Origin of the sequence: Reyranella soli, assembly GCF_007992495.1 — a bacterium.
Classification (GTDB): domain Bacteria; phylum Pseudomonadota; class Alphaproteobacteria; order Reyranellales; family Reyranellaceae; genus Reyranella; species Reyranella soli.
Window position 1 is genome coordinate 1 of sequence record NZ_BKAJ01000093.1, and the last position, 15,047, is coordinate 15,047.

The window sequence follows — 15,047 nt, forward strand, 5'->3', positions numbered from 1 at the left end:
GAGCGCGCAGGATGCGCGCGGTCCAGAAGAATATGATCACGCCGCCTTGGCCTGCGCCTTGGCGCGTTCCTCTTCCTTGAGCTCCTTCTTGGAGAGCTTGCCGACCGGGGTCTTGGGCAGCTCGGGCCGGATCTCGAGCGCTACCGGCATCTCGTGCTTGCCGATCTTGCCGTCGAGATGCTTCAGCAGCTCCTCAAAGGTGAGCGAGGCGCCGGGCTTCAGCTTGACGAAGGCCTTGGGCGCTTCCTGGCGATGCGGATGGGGGATGCCGATGACGATGCACTCGTCGACGGCCGGATGCTCGTAGATGGCTTCCTCAACCATGCGCGGATAGACGTTGTAGCCCGACGACAGGATGAGATCCTTGGAGCGGTCGACCAAGTAGAGCCAGCCGTCGGCGTCCATGTAGCCCATGTCGCCAGTGCGCAGGCCCTGCCAGTTGCTGCTGGGATGGCGGAACAGGACCTTCTCGCTCTCCTCCGGCTTCTTCCAGTAGCCCTTCATGACCTGCGGGCCGATGATGCAGACCTCGCCGACGTGCTCCTTGCCGGGCGGCAGCACCGTGTCGCCCTTCTCCATGTCGCGGATCTCGATCACCGTGCCGGGCATCGGCACGCCGCACGAGCCGGTGCGCCGCACGCTCTTGTCGACCGGGCAGATCGCGCCGGTGGGCGAGGTCTCGGTGAGGCCGTAGCCCTCGATCAAGGTGGCGCCGGTCAGCTTCTCGAAGGCCTGCTGCACCTCGACGGGCAGCGGCGCGCCGCCCGACATGCAGATCTTCAGCGACTTCAGGTCGAGCCCCTGCGCCTTGGGATGCTTGTTGATCGCCGTGTAGAGCGTCGGCACGCCGGGCAGGAAGGTCGGCTTCTTCTTGGCAAGATCATTGACGATCATGTCGATGTCGGGCCGCGGATAGAGGATCAGCTGGTTGCCGTTGCGCACCGCGCCCAGCATGATTCCCGACAGCGCATAGATGTGGAACAGCGGCAGCACGCAGACGACCTTCTCGGTGCCGGGCGTGGTGTAGGGCGTGGTCCACGACTGGCCCTGGGCCATCGCCGACACGATGCAGCCGTGCGTCAGCATGGCGGCCTTGGGAAGGCCGGTGGTGCCGCCGGTGTATTGCAGCAGCGCCACCTCGTCCCACAGGTCCTGGCCCACCGGGTGCGGCGTGTACTTGCCGTCGTTGGCCAGAAGGTCTTTGAACGACATGTGCCAGTCGTCGCGCGGCCAGGGCGAGAGCTCCTTCTTCTTGGCGATCGGGTAGAGCCAGCTCTTGGGCCACGGCAGGTAGTCGGCGATCGAGCCCACGATCAGCTTCTTGAGCCGCGTCTTGCCCTTCATCGCCGCCATCTTCGGATAGAGCGCCGCGACGTCGAGCGTCACCAGGATGTCGGTCTCCGAATCGCCGATCTTGAACTCGAGCTCGCGCGCTGCGTCGAGCGGGCTGTAGTTGACCACGCGACCGCCGGCCTTCAGCACGCCGAAGAAGGCGATGATGTAGTGCGGCGTATTGGGCAGGTAGAGGCCGACATTGACGCCGGGCTTCACGCCGAGCTTCTGGAAGCCCGCAGCGGCCTTGTCGGACGCTTCCTTGTAGTCGCGGAAGGTCATCACCTTGTCGAGGAAGTCGGTGAACGGCCGGTCACCGAACTGCGCGCAGCTGTCCTCGAAGATCTGGTGCAGCGCCTTCTTCGGAATCTCGAGCTCCCACTTCACGCCGGGCGGGTAGCTCTTCTCCCAAGGGTAGTTCGCCATTTTATGTGTTCCTCCCTTTCGCAACTATTGAGGGAGGTGGGCGAGGGGGTCAAGGCGTGCGGAGGTCTACTCCGGCAGCCCGGCCTTGCGCAGGCCGTTCGCCAGCCGCTCGAGATCCTCCGGCCGGCGCAAGGGAATGCGGTTGCCGATATTGGCAACCCGCAGGCCCGGGTCGAGCTGGCGCAGCAGCGACAGGTACTTGGTGGCGTCCAGGGGGCGGCCGAGTAGTGCTGCGCTCGCGGCGGCGACGCGGATGGCAGGCCCGGCGATGGGATTGCGTTGCAGGGCCTTCTCCGCCCAGGCGTAGGCCTCGTCGTCGCGCTCGGCCACGAAGTGCGCCAGCGCCATGCCGGTGTGCATGGAGAACATCAGCACGTCGACCGGACTGTTGAGCATGGCGCGCTGAAGCTGCCGGATGGCGAGGTCCGGCTGGCCCATCCAGGTCCTGACGAAGCTGCTCTGCATCAACGTCGCCGAGGCGTTGGGATTGAGCACCAGGGATTCGTCGATCAGGGCCGCGCCCCGTTCGTGCTCGCCCAGCAGGCCGGCCAAGGCAAAGCCCGCCGACCCCAGCGAGAGGAAGTTGTCGCGGCCGATCTCATAGACGCGCTCGCACAGGCGACGCGCTTCGGCAAACTCCTGCGCGGGATCGGCGCCCCAGCCCGCCGTGCGGCGCAGGAAGAGGCAGCCCAGCGCCAGACCGTAGGGCGTGGCGTAGTTGGGATCGAGGTCGATGGCCCGGTAGGAAAGCTGGAGCGCCCTGTCGAGGCCGTCGCGGCTCCAGGTATGGAAGAACCCCATCGCCTGCATGTAGGCGAGATGTGCGTCGATGGACTCCGTCGGCGCGCGGCGCGCCCGATTCATTTCGGCCTCGCGCACCCGCGGGACGAGCGCGCCAACCACGCTTTCGGCGATGCGATCCTGCAGGGCGAAGATGTCGGCGACCTCGCCTTCGAAGCGGTCGGACCAGATCTGCAGCGCCGTCGTGGCGTCGATCAACTGGCCGCCGATGCGCAGGCGGCTGCCGGAGCGCCGCACGCTGCCCTCGAGCACGTAGCGCACGTTGAGCTCACGGCCGACCTGCTTCGCGTCGACGGCGCGTCCCTTGTAGGTGAAGCTCGAATTGCGCGCGATGACGAAGAGCAGGCTGCGATAGCGCGACAGGCCGTTGATGATGTCGTCGACCACGCCGTCGGCGAAGTAGTCCTGGTCGGGTTCGGCGGTCAGGTTCTGGAACGGCAGGACGGCGATCGAAGGCAGCTCGCGCGGTGGCGACACATCGGTCGTGGCGGATGCGACGGCAATCTGGCGCGGACTGGCCATCAGCTCGCGCGTTCGACCTTCGGGCTCGACGCCAAGCGCACGCTGCAGCGTCTCCTTGCAGAACTGGAACTGGCGCAGCGCCGCGTTCATGCGGCCGTGCCGCTGATGCAGCCTGATCAGCGCCCGGTGTGCCTCCTCGGCGGTGGGATCGATGGAAAGCAGTCTTTCGGCGAGCGCCTGGCAGCCGGCCTCCACCGCTTTCAGGTCCGGGCCGCTCAGCAGGCTGAGCCGCTCAACCAGCAGCAGGGCCTTGTGGCGATAGCTGCGCCGATGCGGCGCGAACCATTGGTCGAGCGCGCCCGGAAGCCCGATGCCGGCCAATATGTCGCCCTGGTAGCAATCGGCGGCCTTGGCGAGATGCAGAGGGTCGCTCCGTTCGGCCAGGTGATCGAAGAACCGGACATCCACGTCCTCGGGCCGAGCGGCGAGCCTGACGGTCTCCCCGTCACTTTCGATCAGGATGCCTGTTTCTTCGCTGGCAACGACGCGTCTGATCGCAGCAAGCGCCTGGCGCAGGCTGCTCCTGGCCTGTGCGTCCCCCCGATCGGCCCAGAACGCATCGCACAGCCGCTGTCTGGGCACGCCTTTGGGCGCGAGCACGAGCGCGGCGAGCGCCAGCGACGCCTTCCGCGTCGGAAGCCGAAGCGTCTCTCCCGCCGACGACCTGATCTCCATGCCACCCAGGATCCGGATGTGCACGTCCTGCCTCCCCAATCGCGATGCGCGCGCTGAATAGCATGGCCGACGACCGATTTAACGGCGATTTCACGCCGGGCATCGCGGAGCGACGCAGTCTTTCACGCCTCCTTCCGCATGCCTGAAGCGCCGCCGTGGCAAGTCCTGCGCCATCGGGGAGTTGTGTGGCCGTGGAGTAGGGTGGGTTGCCATGACGACGTTGACGGTCAATCTGAGCAGTGCGCTGCAGACGACGGTCGACCAGCCCGGCGTCGGGGTCTGGGCGGTCTACTTCAACGGCGGCAACGCCTATTCCACGGAGGTCGACGCCAGCGTCGGCTCGACGTCCATCGATCTGCCGGGCGACCTGAACGGCGGCAAGGTCTACCTGCTGATCCAGAGCGTCGATTCGGGCGGCATCGCGCCTCTGACCTTCGGGCCGAGCGGCATCATCCAGCAGGAATCGGACATCAACTGGCAAAACGCGGCAACCTACGACTTCCGCTACGACAGCCTGGAACTGTCGCTGCTCGGGCAGGCCGGCGATGCCGCCAACCTGACCGACGTCAACGGCTTCGGCATCCCGATGTCCGTCCAGATCTCCTATCCCAACGGCGCCGCGAGCCAGACGCGCGGCTACGCCGTGAACGGATCGAGCGTCTTCGGCGACGTCGACGACGCCAGCAGCCAGGCGGTGTACGCCTACTCGCAAGGTCCGCTGGCCGGCACCAACCGGATGGCCGCTTCGCCGACCACGGCGGTGTCGAACTCGCTGCCCGGGTACGCTGCCAGCGACTGGAACGCCTACGTCGAATCGCTGGGCGATGCCCTGGCCGCCGGCACGACGAACCCCGTCCGGATCGCCGGCTACTTCAACGGCGCGCCGAGCGTCGAATGGATCAACTACACCAACCCATCAACCGGCATCACCCAGGCTTACTCGTACAACGAGTATCACAACGCGGGCTTCTACTCGTATACGGCGAGCTACGCGAACGGCACCTTCACCTTCACGCCGGCGGCGAACAGCCAGATCCAGGGCGTCATCAGCATCTCGGTCGCCGACCTCGCGAACAGCATCTATTCGACCTTGGGCAATGCCACCGTCACGGATCCGACGACCGGCCTGCCGTATCAGTTCAGCGCCAACTCCGGCGGCACCGCTGTCTTCAATCCGTACATGAACACCGGCGCCAACGACCAGTGGGGCGCCTTCTTCGTGCCGCTGCTCACCGGCTTCATCGGCGGCTACATGGGCGGCACGACGACCGCGCAGAACGCGCTGCTGGGGTCGTCGTCGATCAGCCTCAGCGAGAACTGGAACTTCGACCCGACCTTCGCCTTTGGCGGCAAGATCGCCGCGGGCCAGCCCGGCGCCGTGACGCCGTGGAGCTGGTCGGGGACCTACGGCACCGGCGTGTCGCATGACCCTTATGCCGAGATCTTCTTCAACAACACCAATTCCTACGGCAACGGTTATTCCGACTCCTTGATGAGCCAGTTCCAGCAGGGCGGGCCGCTGGTGCCGACAGGTTACACCGCCACGCTGGGCAACAATCCGCTTTCCACCACCAGCGGATCGTCCACGGTAACCGTCACGGATCCGAACGCCTCGGGCTACGACGTCGGCGACCTGATCACCTTCACCGGCGCGACGGTCGTCGGCGGCATCACGCTCGCGGGCACCTACACCATCGCCAGTGTCGGCGCCGGGATCTATACGGTCACGGCGAGCTCGAATGCGACCGCAACGGCGACGGGCGGCGGCAGCACGGTGACGTTCCAGAAGGACGTCGACAGCATCACGCTGACCTTGTTCGACGACAACGAGACCGCGCCCTCAGGCCAGACCCTGCCGGACGTGCAGGGCTACACGCCGACCCTGATCTACGACACCAGCACAGGCCCGTTCGTGGCACCCCTGGAGTCCACCGGTGCGCCCAATCTCAGCCTGGTCCTCAACTTCGGCTTGGGCCAGATGCGGCTGGATCCCAATGCGACTGTCCAGATCGGCTTCTACACCGGGACATCGGGGGGTGTGGCGCAGTTCGACTATGTCGCACTTCCGTCCTCGAACAGCCAGTCGCTCTATCAGACGTGGGTCTACAGCAACGGCACCTTCATCGCCTCGGGGGGAGCCGCGGCGAACGGCTCGATCCTCAATGTCAACGGCCTGCCCTACGACACCGGCATCAACTGGTACCAGATCGTCGTCACCAACAGCTCGGCGACGCGCACGTACAATCTCTATGCCAGTGCCGTGGCCGGGACGGGCGTCCTGAACCCTTACTACGACCAGGGTGGCGTCAATCAGGCGGGGTCGCTGGCGCTCGACGGCCTGGCGCAGATTCCTGCCGCGACGCTGCCGGTTACCGAGCAATACACGACGAGCTTGCAGATCGCGGCGTTCAACGGCGGCACGATGTCGATGGACCCGCTGCTGCTGACCTGGATTACCGATTCCTCGATCTACTCCTCGACGCCCGGGATCTGGATGACGCCGGCCACGCCGGTCCTCGGCACGTTGACGGGTACCGACGATGCCTTCGCCAACTGGGGCGGCTCGACCAATGCCACGCCTAACAGCTCGTTGGGCGCCGTCACCAGCGGCAGTCTGGCGATCGGCTGGTATGGCTCCGACTCGACATGGATCGGCTACAACGCCTCGATATCCAACAACGTCATCGGCGGCTACACCAACAAGGTGATGGGCCTGGACGTGGCGCTGGTCACCTTCTCGACCACGAGCGGCAACACCGCGCACAATCCAATCGTCGTAAATGCCGACATTGACGGCCATTGGACCTCGGCGGCAACGCAGTTCGGCAACGGCACCTACCAAGCCGTGATGACCGAGTACCAGTCGAGCGACACGGCCTTCACGACGCCCGTCGCCCTGACGAGCGCGCCGCTCACATTCACCGTCAACATGGCCGAGTTGTCCTTCGCCCACACCGGCAGCAACTTCATCCAGCTCGACGGCAGCAGCGGCAATGCTGACGGCAACTGGGTCCGGCTCGCGAGTACGAGCTCGACCATGCCGAATGGCACGCTTCTGGTGTACGCCACCGATCTCGACGGCAACCTGGTCGGCCGCGACGGCGAAACCGGCGCCGGCGTGACGTTCGATGAAGCCGTGCTGGCGCGGATCGGGTCGGTGGCGGCGGATGGGGGAACCACCCTGTTCCAGGGCAAGCAGTCGGTCTATCTGCCGGTCGGGCAGCAACTGCACTTCGCCGTCCAGACCGGCAACGACGTGATCCAGAAGCTCCCGAATGTGCTGGTCACGGGCAACGACACGCTGACGGTGAAGGTCGCCGGCACCTTCGGAACCCTCAACCTGACGGCCGAGGTCGACAATACGCTGTCGGCGACAGCGACATCGGCGGCCAGCCAGCGCGAATACGACGAGCCATGGGTCTTCCTGAACCAGGGACAGCATGCGACCGTCGACATCGCGGGCAGCGCCCACGACATCAATACGATCCATTTCGTGCGCCTCGACGTGGATCGCGGCGGCAACTGGGGCGTGGGCGGCGTTGCCTATGGCAATACCGATGCGTTCCGGTCGGCGGTGCGCGACCATTGGGACACCGGCTTCGTCTCGACGGGAGGCCGCGGCAACTTCCACGACGATTTCACCTGGACGGCGTCTTCGGGCACGGGCTTCTACGCCCCGGTCCTGGTGACCGAAGGCGGCGACATCTTCGTGATCGGCAAGGCCAACGTCGATGGGCGCGACCATATCCGGCTGTTCGGCGAGAATACCTTCGGCTTCGAGGACCTGCGCGCCGACCAGCACAGCGACTTCGACTACAACGACCTGGTGATGAAGCTGTCGGTCCTCTGATCAGGTGGGCGGCACGATGTATTCATAGTCGTACACCGTGCGGAAACCTTGCGCCTCGTAAAGCGGCATCGCCGCCGCGTTGGTGGCGACAACCTGCAGGTAAGCAAAGCGCGCGCCGTGATCCCAGGCCCACGCATAGAGGCTCTCGGTGACCTTGCGTGCCAGCCCGCGGCGGCGCGCCTGCGGCATGACCAGCACGTCGAACAGGCCCATGTGGTCGCCGTTCACGGCGCCGATCGCCATGGCCATCGGTTGGCCGGCCTCCTCGACGAAGGCGAAGCCGACGGGTGCCGCGATCGCTGCCAGCATGCGCCGCATGGCGGCGCGGTGCTCGGGCCGGACCGGGCTGTGCGCCGAGAAGGCCTCGATCCATGACTCCGTCGGCTGCGCGTGGATTCGCACCTCGGGCGCCGGGGTGAATGCCCGGAGCGGGCAGACCTGGACCAAGCTGCGCTCGATGGCCCGATAGCCCCGTGCCGCCAGGACCTCGGCAATGGCGGCCGGGGCGAGCGGGCTCAACCGCCAAGCCGGCAGCTGGCCGAGCTCGCGATAGGCCGATTCCAGGCCCTCGACGGTTTTCAGATCGGTTTGAGCTTTTCGCTCTAAGGCATTGATTGAATTTGCTCTTTTTGTATAGCCGCCGGAGAAGCGAAGGCGCCAGCCGGCGACATCGCGGGTTTCCAGGGCGGGCCAGCCGGCAAAAGCCAGCTCTTCCAGCCGGCGGACTTGGGAGAGGTCGGAAGACGGTGACAACATGCAGGAAATCTGCTAGCTTAAAGACAAGTAATAACAATCATTTATTTTAACTCCTGCAAGTCATACATGAATATCGACATCCCCTCCGTCGACGTTCGTGCTTGCTGGCAGCCACCCGCCCTGCGTTCCTCCCACGCATTCGGTCACTGGCTGCCAGCGATCTTCCTGCTCGTCTTCATTGTGCCATGGCTGTTGAGCGGCTGCGGCGGTGGCAGCAGCGGCGGTTATGCCGATCGCCCGCCGTCGGATCGCGTCGCCTACACCGCCTGGCAGGAATGGACGAAGTTCGGACGCTCGACCGTCGTCTATGGCGGGCAGGCCGGCGGCTATGTCAACCGCAGCGGCGTCACGGAGCGCAGCGAGCCGCTCAGCAGCAAGATCGGCGACTACTGGGGAAGCTGTGGGCATCCGTCGTGGAACGGCCGCTCGAGCAAGCCGTGGTCGGGCGCGTTCGTCGCCTGGACGATGGCCCACTCGGGTGTCAGCGGGTCTGACTTCCCGCGCGACGGCCGCCACGGCGGCTATCTCGCGGCCCTCTACGACCGCCAGCAGAAGGGTGGACGCGTGCCGTTCGTGCTGCACGCACCTAACGAGTATTCGCCCAAGCCGGGTGATCTCGTCTGCACGGGCACGTCGGGTCCGACCTGGCGCCATGCCGATTCGCGCACCGCGCGTCGGCGCATCGACAGTACGGCCAGCCATTGCGACATCGTCACCGATGTGCGCGGCGGCTACGTGCAGGCGATCGGCGGCAACGTGAAGAACAGCGTGACCATGAGCCTCTTCCCCGTCGATTCGCGCGGCCGGCTGGTGCCGTTCGCCGGCAAGACCTGGTTCATGGTGGTGGAGAAGCGCGTCTAAGCGCGCTTGACCGCGAGCGCGGCGGCCGCACCGATCACCGCGATCGTGAGCAGCAGCAGCGGCGCGAACAGCCAGTCCGTCCAGCCGACCCACAACGCCAGCAACGGCGGGCCTGCCAGCGAGCCCAGGCTGCCGGCCTGCGCAACCAGGCCGTTGATCGGGCCGATGGCGCGCGGCGTCGTGGCGACCAGCGGCACCGACGCGAAGGTCGCCGCTGGGACCAGGCCGCCGATCGCGAACGATAAGGCGAAGCCGACGACCGCCATGGGTAAGGGCAGCGCCGTGAAGCAAAGCGCGGCCAAGACCATCGACCCCAGCAAGCCGATCGCCGCCAGCCGGCCGGGTGAGAAGCCGGTGCGCATCAGCGATCCCGCCAGAAGGCTGCCGGCGATGCCGAAGGCCGTGGCGATGGCGGCGATGCGGCCGGCGTCGGCGGCGGTGAGGCCTCGGCGCTCGCCCAGCCAGGCCGGCAGCAGGCCGGCGACTGCCAGGAAGAGCAGGGCAAAGCAGAAGAAAGCGGCGGCGAGCGGCAGGGACGAGACAAGCGCGCCGGTCGGCGGTTTCTGCGCGTCGCGCGGCACGATGGTGTCGCGCGGTACGGCGACGACGGCAACGAACACCGCGGCGGCCAGCAGCACGAGATCGACCGCGAAAATCGTGCGCCAGCCGGCTTGCGAGAAGCCTGCCGTGACGAGACCGGCCAGGGCGATGCCGGTCGGCACGAAGGTGCCCCACAGCGAGAGCGTGATTGCGTGATGACGCGGCTCGGCGGTCAGGGCCATCAGCGAGGGGCCGGCGACGACGACCAGCAGGTAGCCGATGCCCGCCAGCGTGCGACCGGCGAGCAGCGTCGTGGCGTCGGTGGCGACGGCGCACAAGGCGGCGGCTGCCGCCATGATGGCGAGACCGATGGCGAGGGCGCGCGCGTGGCCGATGCGCTGCGACCAGCCGCCGGCCGGCAGTCCCAGCACGGCGCCGACCAGGGTGATGACCGACACCGCCATGCCGGCGCCGGCCAGCGACAGGCCGAGGTCGCGCTGCAGGTCGGGCACCAGCGGCGGCACGATGCCGAGCTGGCCCGCCGCCAGCACGCCGATGGCATAGAGCAGCGCGATGCGCGACCAGGAGGTGCTCATGCCGGCGACGTTAGGGGCGGAGGTGGCGATCACCTACGCATAAAATATTCTTCCGGACCGCCGGCCTCCGGCCGGATCATGATCAGGAGGCCGGCGGTCCGGAAGACAAAGACTATGAAAGCGACGTCACCAGGCGGGCCAGCGTGCCGTCGCTGAGCTGCAGGCGCTCCCATATGAGCACGCCCGGCTCGATGGGCACGACCATGCTGTCGTTGGCGCCGTTGTCGAAGCTCACCTGCGCTACACCATCGTCGTACCAGCCGAGCGAGCCCAGCCGGCTTTCGGCGGCGCGGATTTCGTCGGTGGCGAAGCGCCAGAGCGATCGGCCGCGCATCTCGGCAAGGTCGGCCGTCCAGTTGACCACGCGCGGCGGCGAGGCGGCGAGCAGGCGATGCGACAGATCGCAGATCAGATGGACCTGCTGGGTCGAGCTCTCGACCAGGCGCCGCAATCCGGCATCGCCCGCCGAATCGAGCGGCGCGCGCAGGAGCTGCGCCAGCTTGCGCTCGGCTTCCTCGGTCAGACGGTGATGGCCGCGCTCCCAGCGCGACAGCGTCGCCTGGGTGACGCCCAAAAGCTCGGCCGCATGACTCTGCTTGACGCCGCGCAGGCGGCGCCATCTGTGGAGCGCGCGGCCGTACTCGTTCACCGCACGACGCCTTGTTCCAGGGCCATCGCGCGCCGCCAGAAGACTCGCGCCAGGACGAAGTCGAAGATCATGACCGCCCACAGGACCAGCCAGACGACATCGACGCCCCACGACGTCATTTCGACCTGGATCCCCAACACCACGAAGAGCACGGGCATGCCGATGCCGACGAGCAGTCCGGCGAACACCATGTTCTTGGCGAGGAACTTCAACGCCTTCGCCTGGGCAACCGGGTTGGCCTCAGGCATCACGGCTCCTGCATGAAGCCCGCGACGCGCTCGGCGATCATGATGGTGGGCGCGTTGGTGTTGCCGCCGACCAGCGTCGGCATCACCGAGGCGTCGACCACGCGCAATCCGACCAGGCCATGGACGCGGCAGCGATTGTCGACCACCGCCATGGGATCGGTGCTGGGCCCCATCTTGCAGGTACCGACCGGGTGGTAGATCGTCTCGCACTTGGCGCGGATCCACTGCTCGAGCTCGGCGTCGGTCTTGACCGCCGCGCCGGGCTGGAACTCCTCGGCGCGATAGGGATCGAAGCCGGCCTGGGCGAAGATGTCTCGTCCCATCTTCACGCCGTCGATCAGCGTGTCGAGGTCGCGCCGTTCGGCCAGGTAGTTGGCGTCGATCAGCGGATGCTCCTTGGGATCCTTGCTCTTGAGACGGATCGTGCCGCGGCTCTCGGGGCGCAGGGTGCAGACATGCAGGCTGTAGCCGTCCTTGCGCATCTCGGTGCGGCCGTGATCGACGACCATGACCGGCAGGAAATGCAGCTGGATGTCGGGCGCGCTCAGCCCCTGCTTGGTGTAGAGGAAGCCGCCCGATTCGGCGATCGGCGAGGTGCCGGGGCCTTTCTTGTTCGCGACGTACTGATAGAGCGCCCACAGCTTGCTCGAGCGGCCGTAGGTCTTCCCGGGCTTGGCGTATTGCAGGATCGCCGCGTCGAGATGGTCCTGCAGGTTGCCGCCGACGCCCGGCAGGTCGTGCAACGGCCGGATGCCGAGCGACGCCAGGTGATCGGCCGGGCCGATGCCCGACAGCATCAGGAGCTGCGGCGAGTTCACCGCGCCGCCCGACAGGATGATCTCGCGGCTGCAGCGCGCAACCTCGTCGCGGCCGTCGACGACGTAGCGCACGCCCATGGCACGGTTCTGGTCGAGGATGATGCGCTCGACCAGAGCGTTGGAGATGACGTGGACGTTGTTGCGGTTGCGCTCGACGGCCGGCCGCAGATAGGCGCTGGCTGTGCTCCAGCGCTGCTGGTCGCGCTGCGTTACCTGGTAGTAGCCGACGCCGTACTGCTCGGCGCCATTGAAGTCGTCGTTGCGTGGGATGCCGGCCTGGGCGCAGGCGCGGATGAAGCCGTCGTTGATCTCGAGCGCATCCTTCTGCTCGGCGACGTTCAACGGCCCTTCAGTGCCGTGATACTCGTCGTTGTAGCGCTCGTTGTGCTCGGCCTTCTTGAAGAAAGGCAGCACCTCGCGATAGCTCCAGCCTTCGTTGCCAAGCTGGCGCCAGTGGTCGTAGTCGGAGGCGTGGCCGCGCACATAGAGCATGGCGTTGATCGACGAGGAGCCGCCCAGCGTCTTGCCCCGCGGCCAGTACATGCGCCGGTCGTTGCAATGCTTCTGCGGCACGGTCTCGTAGCGCCAGTTGAACGGCGACTTCTCGCCCAGGCTGGCGAAGCCCGCCGGCATCTTGAGCTTGAAGTTGTTGTCCGGCGGACCGGCTTCGATGATCAGGATGCGCAGCGCCATGTCTTTGGCGAGGCGGTTGGCGACGGCACAGCCTGCGGAGCCGGCGCCGATGATGATGTAGTCGTACGGCCAGGACATTCTCGCTCTACCCAGGTCTATCTACGGCAGTCTGTTTTCTACCACGGTGAAAACGGGACGGCCGGATATGGGCGATAAAAACCCATTGTCGTCCAGTGGAAAGACGCTGCGGCTGACCGAGTCGCCCACATTGCCGCCGATCGCCGCTACCCAGCCGGGCTTGACCTCGACCACGATGTCGCAGTGGCCGGCGCCGCGATTGAGGTTGTCCAGTGTGGTACCGCTGCCCGCACGCGAAGCGCATATAAGGTCGCCGACCCGGGGCGCCCGCTCGGACGGCCGGCGGGCCATGAAGGCCGCACCCGGCTTGCGTGCCCGCTCGACCATGCGCTCGACATAGATCGTGTGGACGGAATTCGGGCAGAAGAGATCGCGCGGTACGCCGGCGCTGGCGATGTCCCAGGAGATGAAGGCGGCCGACCACGGCACGTTGTCGAGGCCGCTGCGGTCGGGACGGTCGACGCTGGCCCAATAATCGTGGATGCGCTCGGGCGCCTCGCGCTCCTTGACGCCTCGCTGCTCGGTGCGGGGCGGCTGGTCGGTGGAATAGACGATGACCTGGCGGCCGAAGCGCGCCCATTCACCGACCGCCAGCAGCACCATCGAGACCTTGGCGCTGGCCGTCGGCGGCGGCGCCTCGGGCTTCCACGACGACGCGGGGCAGGGGCCGAGCGGCGGCAGCTCGGCGGCACTCTTCACGGCAGGCGGTGGTGCGGGCTGGGTTGTTGACGGCTGGGCGGCGCAGCCAGCGGCCAGGAGACAAAGCAGAAGGAACGCTGCGCGCATCACCAATGCTTCAACCCGCCGATCACGATGGTGGGCACGCCTTCGGTATGGCTGTTCACCGAAAACACCTCGGTGCCGGGGCGCCGGCCGGTGCGCACCGGCGAGACGTCGACGCCTGCACTTTTCAGTCGAGCATTGACGTTGGCGATGTCCGACGCGCGCCACGACAGGCCCCACAGATGGTCCGGCCCGTCCGACACGCCCTTCTTCAGGTCGTGGGCGATCTCGACCACGAGATCGCCACAGCGGAAGAACAGCAGGCGCGAACCCCACTCGGGATTGCTGCGATCGAGCCGCAGGTCGAGGCCGAGTCGGCCGGCATAGAAGGCGATGGCGCGCTCGGGATTGGGCGTGCGCACGACGATGTGGTCGAGGGAGGAGATTGCCGCGGCCTCGTCGAGAGTCGGCGCCGACGGTGCCGGCGGTTGGGCGCCTTCGATCAGGGCGATCGGCACACCGTGCGTTGCCTCGGGCGACAGCACAAGCTGATCATCAGAACGCTCGCTCGGTACCGCGCGCCGCTCGAGCAAGCGCGCTGCCGTGTCGAGAGCGCTGGTCGCGAACACCATCGACGACAAGGCCTCAGCGGCCGCGCCGAACACGATGCCGATATTGCCGGTCTGCAGCCTACCGTTTGCCGCGCGTCGCCCGAGCAGCGTCTCGTATGAACTGGCCGAGCCGGAGACGGCCACATGATCCAGGAAGGTGATCACGGCCTAACCAATCCGCTTGAGGTCCTTCATGTACTGTCGGCCGCGCTTGACGTACTCCTCGGCGCTGTAGCGCATGCGGAGCAGGTTGTCCTCGCTCACCTCGCGCATCGCCTTGGCGGGCGAGCCGAAGATCACCGAGCGATCGGGAAAGTTCTTGTTCTCGATGATGACGGCGCCGGCGCCGATCAGACAGTCCTTGCCGACCACCGAGTTGTTCAGCACCACGGCCTGGATGCCGATCAAGGTGCCGTCGCCGATCGTGCAGCCATGCAGCATCACCTGGTGGCCCACCGTGACGCCCTTGCCGAGCGTGAGCGGCAACCCGGGGTCGTTGTGCAGGACGCAGCCCTCCTGAACGTTGGTGTCGTCGCCGATCACGACCGGCTCGTTGTCGCCGCGGATCACGGCGCCGGACATGACGGTCACCCGTTCGCCCAAGGTCACCTGCCCGATGATCGTCGCCTCCGGGGCGATGTAGCAGGAGGCGGGGATGACCGGGATGAGGTCGCCGAGCTGATAGATAGCCATTTTGCGGATGTTTCCTCTGTGCTTCGACTGCTCAACTACACCACTTGTGGCATGTCGTCTTGGCCCGCCGATGCCCCGATCAGCCCGTGGCAAGTGCGTCTGCGCGCATGCCAGCCCTCCCATGGCCGTATCGCACATCGAGGTTGGCCCCTTTCCCGACCCTGCCATCAACGCC

Annotated in this window: 12 protein-coding genes; 2 read left to right on the plus strand and 10 right to left on the minus strand. The window is 66.6% G+C overall.

The window, feature by feature from the left end:
• Positions 1-36: 36 nt before the first annotated feature.
• Entirely contained in the window at positions 37-1,758 is a 1,722-nt protein-coding gene (locus RSO01_RS26050) for a long-chain-fatty-acid--CoA ligase (protein WP_147152941.1), read from the minus strand.
• Between the two features lie 66 nt (positions 1,759-1,824).
• Positions 1,825-3,780, minus strand: coding sequence for a BTAD domain-containing putative transcriptional regulator (locus RSO01_RS26055; protein ID WP_147152943.1), 1,956 nt, complete (start codon positions 3,778-3,780; stop codon positions 1,825-1,827).
• Positions 3,781-3,967: 187 nt separating this feature from the next.
• On the opposite strand from RSO01_RS26055, the gene RSO01_RS26060 reads away from it, so the two are divergent.
• Positions 3,968-7,606 carry a beta strand repeat-containing protein gene (locus RSO01_RS26060; RefSeq protein WP_147152945.1) on the plus strand — a complete coding sequence of 1,213 codons (3,639 nt, stop codon included), beginning with the start codon at positions 3,968-3,970 and terminating at the stop codon, positions 7,604-7,606.
• On the opposite strand, the gene RSO01_RS26065 is transcribed toward RSO01_RS26060, so the two are convergent.
• Positions 7,607-8,362: a GNAT family N-acetyltransferase gene (locus RSO01_RS26065; RefSeq protein WP_147152948.1), complete on the minus strand. Its 756-nt coding sequence runs from the start codon at positions 8,360-8,362 to the stop codon at positions 7,607-7,609.
• A gap of 66 nt (positions 8,363-8,428) precedes the next feature.
• Between RSO01_RS26065 and RSO01_RS26070 the strand changes: the two genes are divergently transcribed.
• Positions 8,429-9,223 carry a DUF2272 domain-containing protein gene (locus tag RSO01_RS26070; protein WP_147152950.1) on the plus strand — a complete coding sequence of 265 codons (795 nt, stop codon included), beginning with the start codon at positions 8,429-8,431 and terminating at the stop codon, positions 9,221-9,223.
• On the opposite strand, the gene RSO01_RS26075 is transcribed toward RSO01_RS26070, so the two are convergent.
• The 7 genes from RSO01_RS26075 to RSO01_RS26105 form a co-directional block, all read right to left on the minus strand.
• Positions 9,220-10,359, minus strand: a complete 1,140-nt coding sequence (locus tag RSO01_RS26075) for an MFS transporter (RefSeq protein ID WP_170303363.1) — start codon at positions 10,357-10,359, stop codon at positions 9,220-9,222. The genes RSO01_RS26070 and RSO01_RS26075 overlap by 4 nt on opposite strands.
• A 112-nt stretch (positions 10,360-10,471) precedes the next feature.
• Positions 10,472-11,008: a helix-turn-helix domain-containing protein gene (locus RSO01_RS26080; RefSeq protein WP_147152954.1), complete on the minus strand. Its 537-nt coding sequence runs from the start codon at positions 11,006-11,008 to the stop codon at positions 10,472-10,474.
• Positions 11,005-11,256, minus strand: a complete 252-nt coding sequence (locus tag RSO01_RS26085) for a hypothetical protein (RefSeq protein ID WP_147152956.1) — start codon at positions 11,254-11,256, stop codon at positions 11,005-11,007. The genes RSO01_RS26080 and RSO01_RS26085 overlap by 4 nt, the downstream gene beginning before the upstream one ends.
• Positions 11,256-12,845, minus strand: coding sequence for a GMC family oxidoreductase (locus RSO01_RS26090; protein WP_147152958.1), 1,590 nt, complete (start codon positions 12,843-12,845; stop codon positions 11,256-11,258). Before RSO01_RS26090 ends, RSO01_RS26085 begins: the two co-directional genes overlap by 1 nt.
• A 21-nt stretch (positions 12,846-12,866) precedes the next feature.
• Entirely contained in the window at positions 12,867-13,631 is a 765-nt protein-coding gene (locus RSO01_RS26095; protein WP_147152960.1) for a DUF2272 domain-containing protein, read from the minus strand.
• Positions 13,631-14,344 (minus strand): VOC family protein, encoded by a 714-nt coding sequence (locus RSO01_RS26100; RefSeq protein ID WP_147152962.1) that lies wholly within the window; start codon positions 14,342-14,344, stop codon positions 13,631-13,633. The genes RSO01_RS26095 and RSO01_RS26100 overlap by 1 nt, the downstream gene beginning before the upstream one ends.
• Before the next feature lie 3 nt (positions 14,345-14,347).
• Positions 14,348-14,872 (minus strand): gamma carbonic anhydrase family protein, encoded by a 525-nt coding sequence (locus RSO01_RS26105; RefSeq protein ID WP_147152964.1) that lies wholly within the window; start codon positions 14,870-14,872, stop codon positions 14,348-14,350.
• Between the last annotated feature and the right edge of the window lie 175 nt (positions 14,873-15,047).

Bases quoted from the DNA above. Each gene is read 5' to 3' on its own strand.
- RSO01_RS26050 (WP_147152941.1), bottom strand. From the start codon at position 1,758: ATGGCGAACTACCCTTGGGAGAAGAGCTACCCGCCCGGCGTGAAGTGG.
- RSO01_RS26060 (WP_147152945.1), top strand. From the start codon at position 3,968: ATGACGACGTTGACGGTCAATCTGAGCAGTGCGCTGCAGACGACGGTC.
- RSO01_RS26065 (WP_147152948.1), bottom strand. From the start codon at position 8,362: ATGTTGTCACCGTCTTCCGACCTCTCCCAAGTCCGCCGGCTGGAAGAG.
- RSO01_RS26070 (WP_147152950.1), top strand. From the start codon at position 8,429: ATGAATATCGACATCCCCTCCGTCGACGTTCGTGCTTGCTGGCAGCCA.
- RSO01_RS26075 (WP_170303363.1), bottom strand. From the start codon at position 10,359: ATGAGCACCTCCTGGTCGCGCATCGCGCTGCTCTATGCCATCGGCGTG.
- RSO01_RS26085 (WP_147152956.1), bottom strand. From the start codon at position 11,256: ATGCCTGAGGCCAACCCGGTTGCCCAGGCGAAGGCGTTGAAGTTCCTC.
- RSO01_RS26090 (WP_147152958.1), bottom strand. From the start codon at position 12,845: ATGTCCTGGCCGTACGACTACATCATCATCGGCGCCGGCTCCGCAGGC.
- RSO01_RS26095 (WP_147152960.1), bottom strand. From the start codon at position 13,631: ATGCGCGCAGCGTTCCTTCTGCTTTGTCTCCTGGCCGCTGGCTGCGCC.
- RSO01_RS26105 (WP_147152964.1), bottom strand. From the start codon at position 14,872: ATGGCTATCTATCAGCTCGGCGACCTCATCCCGGTCATCCCCGCCTCC.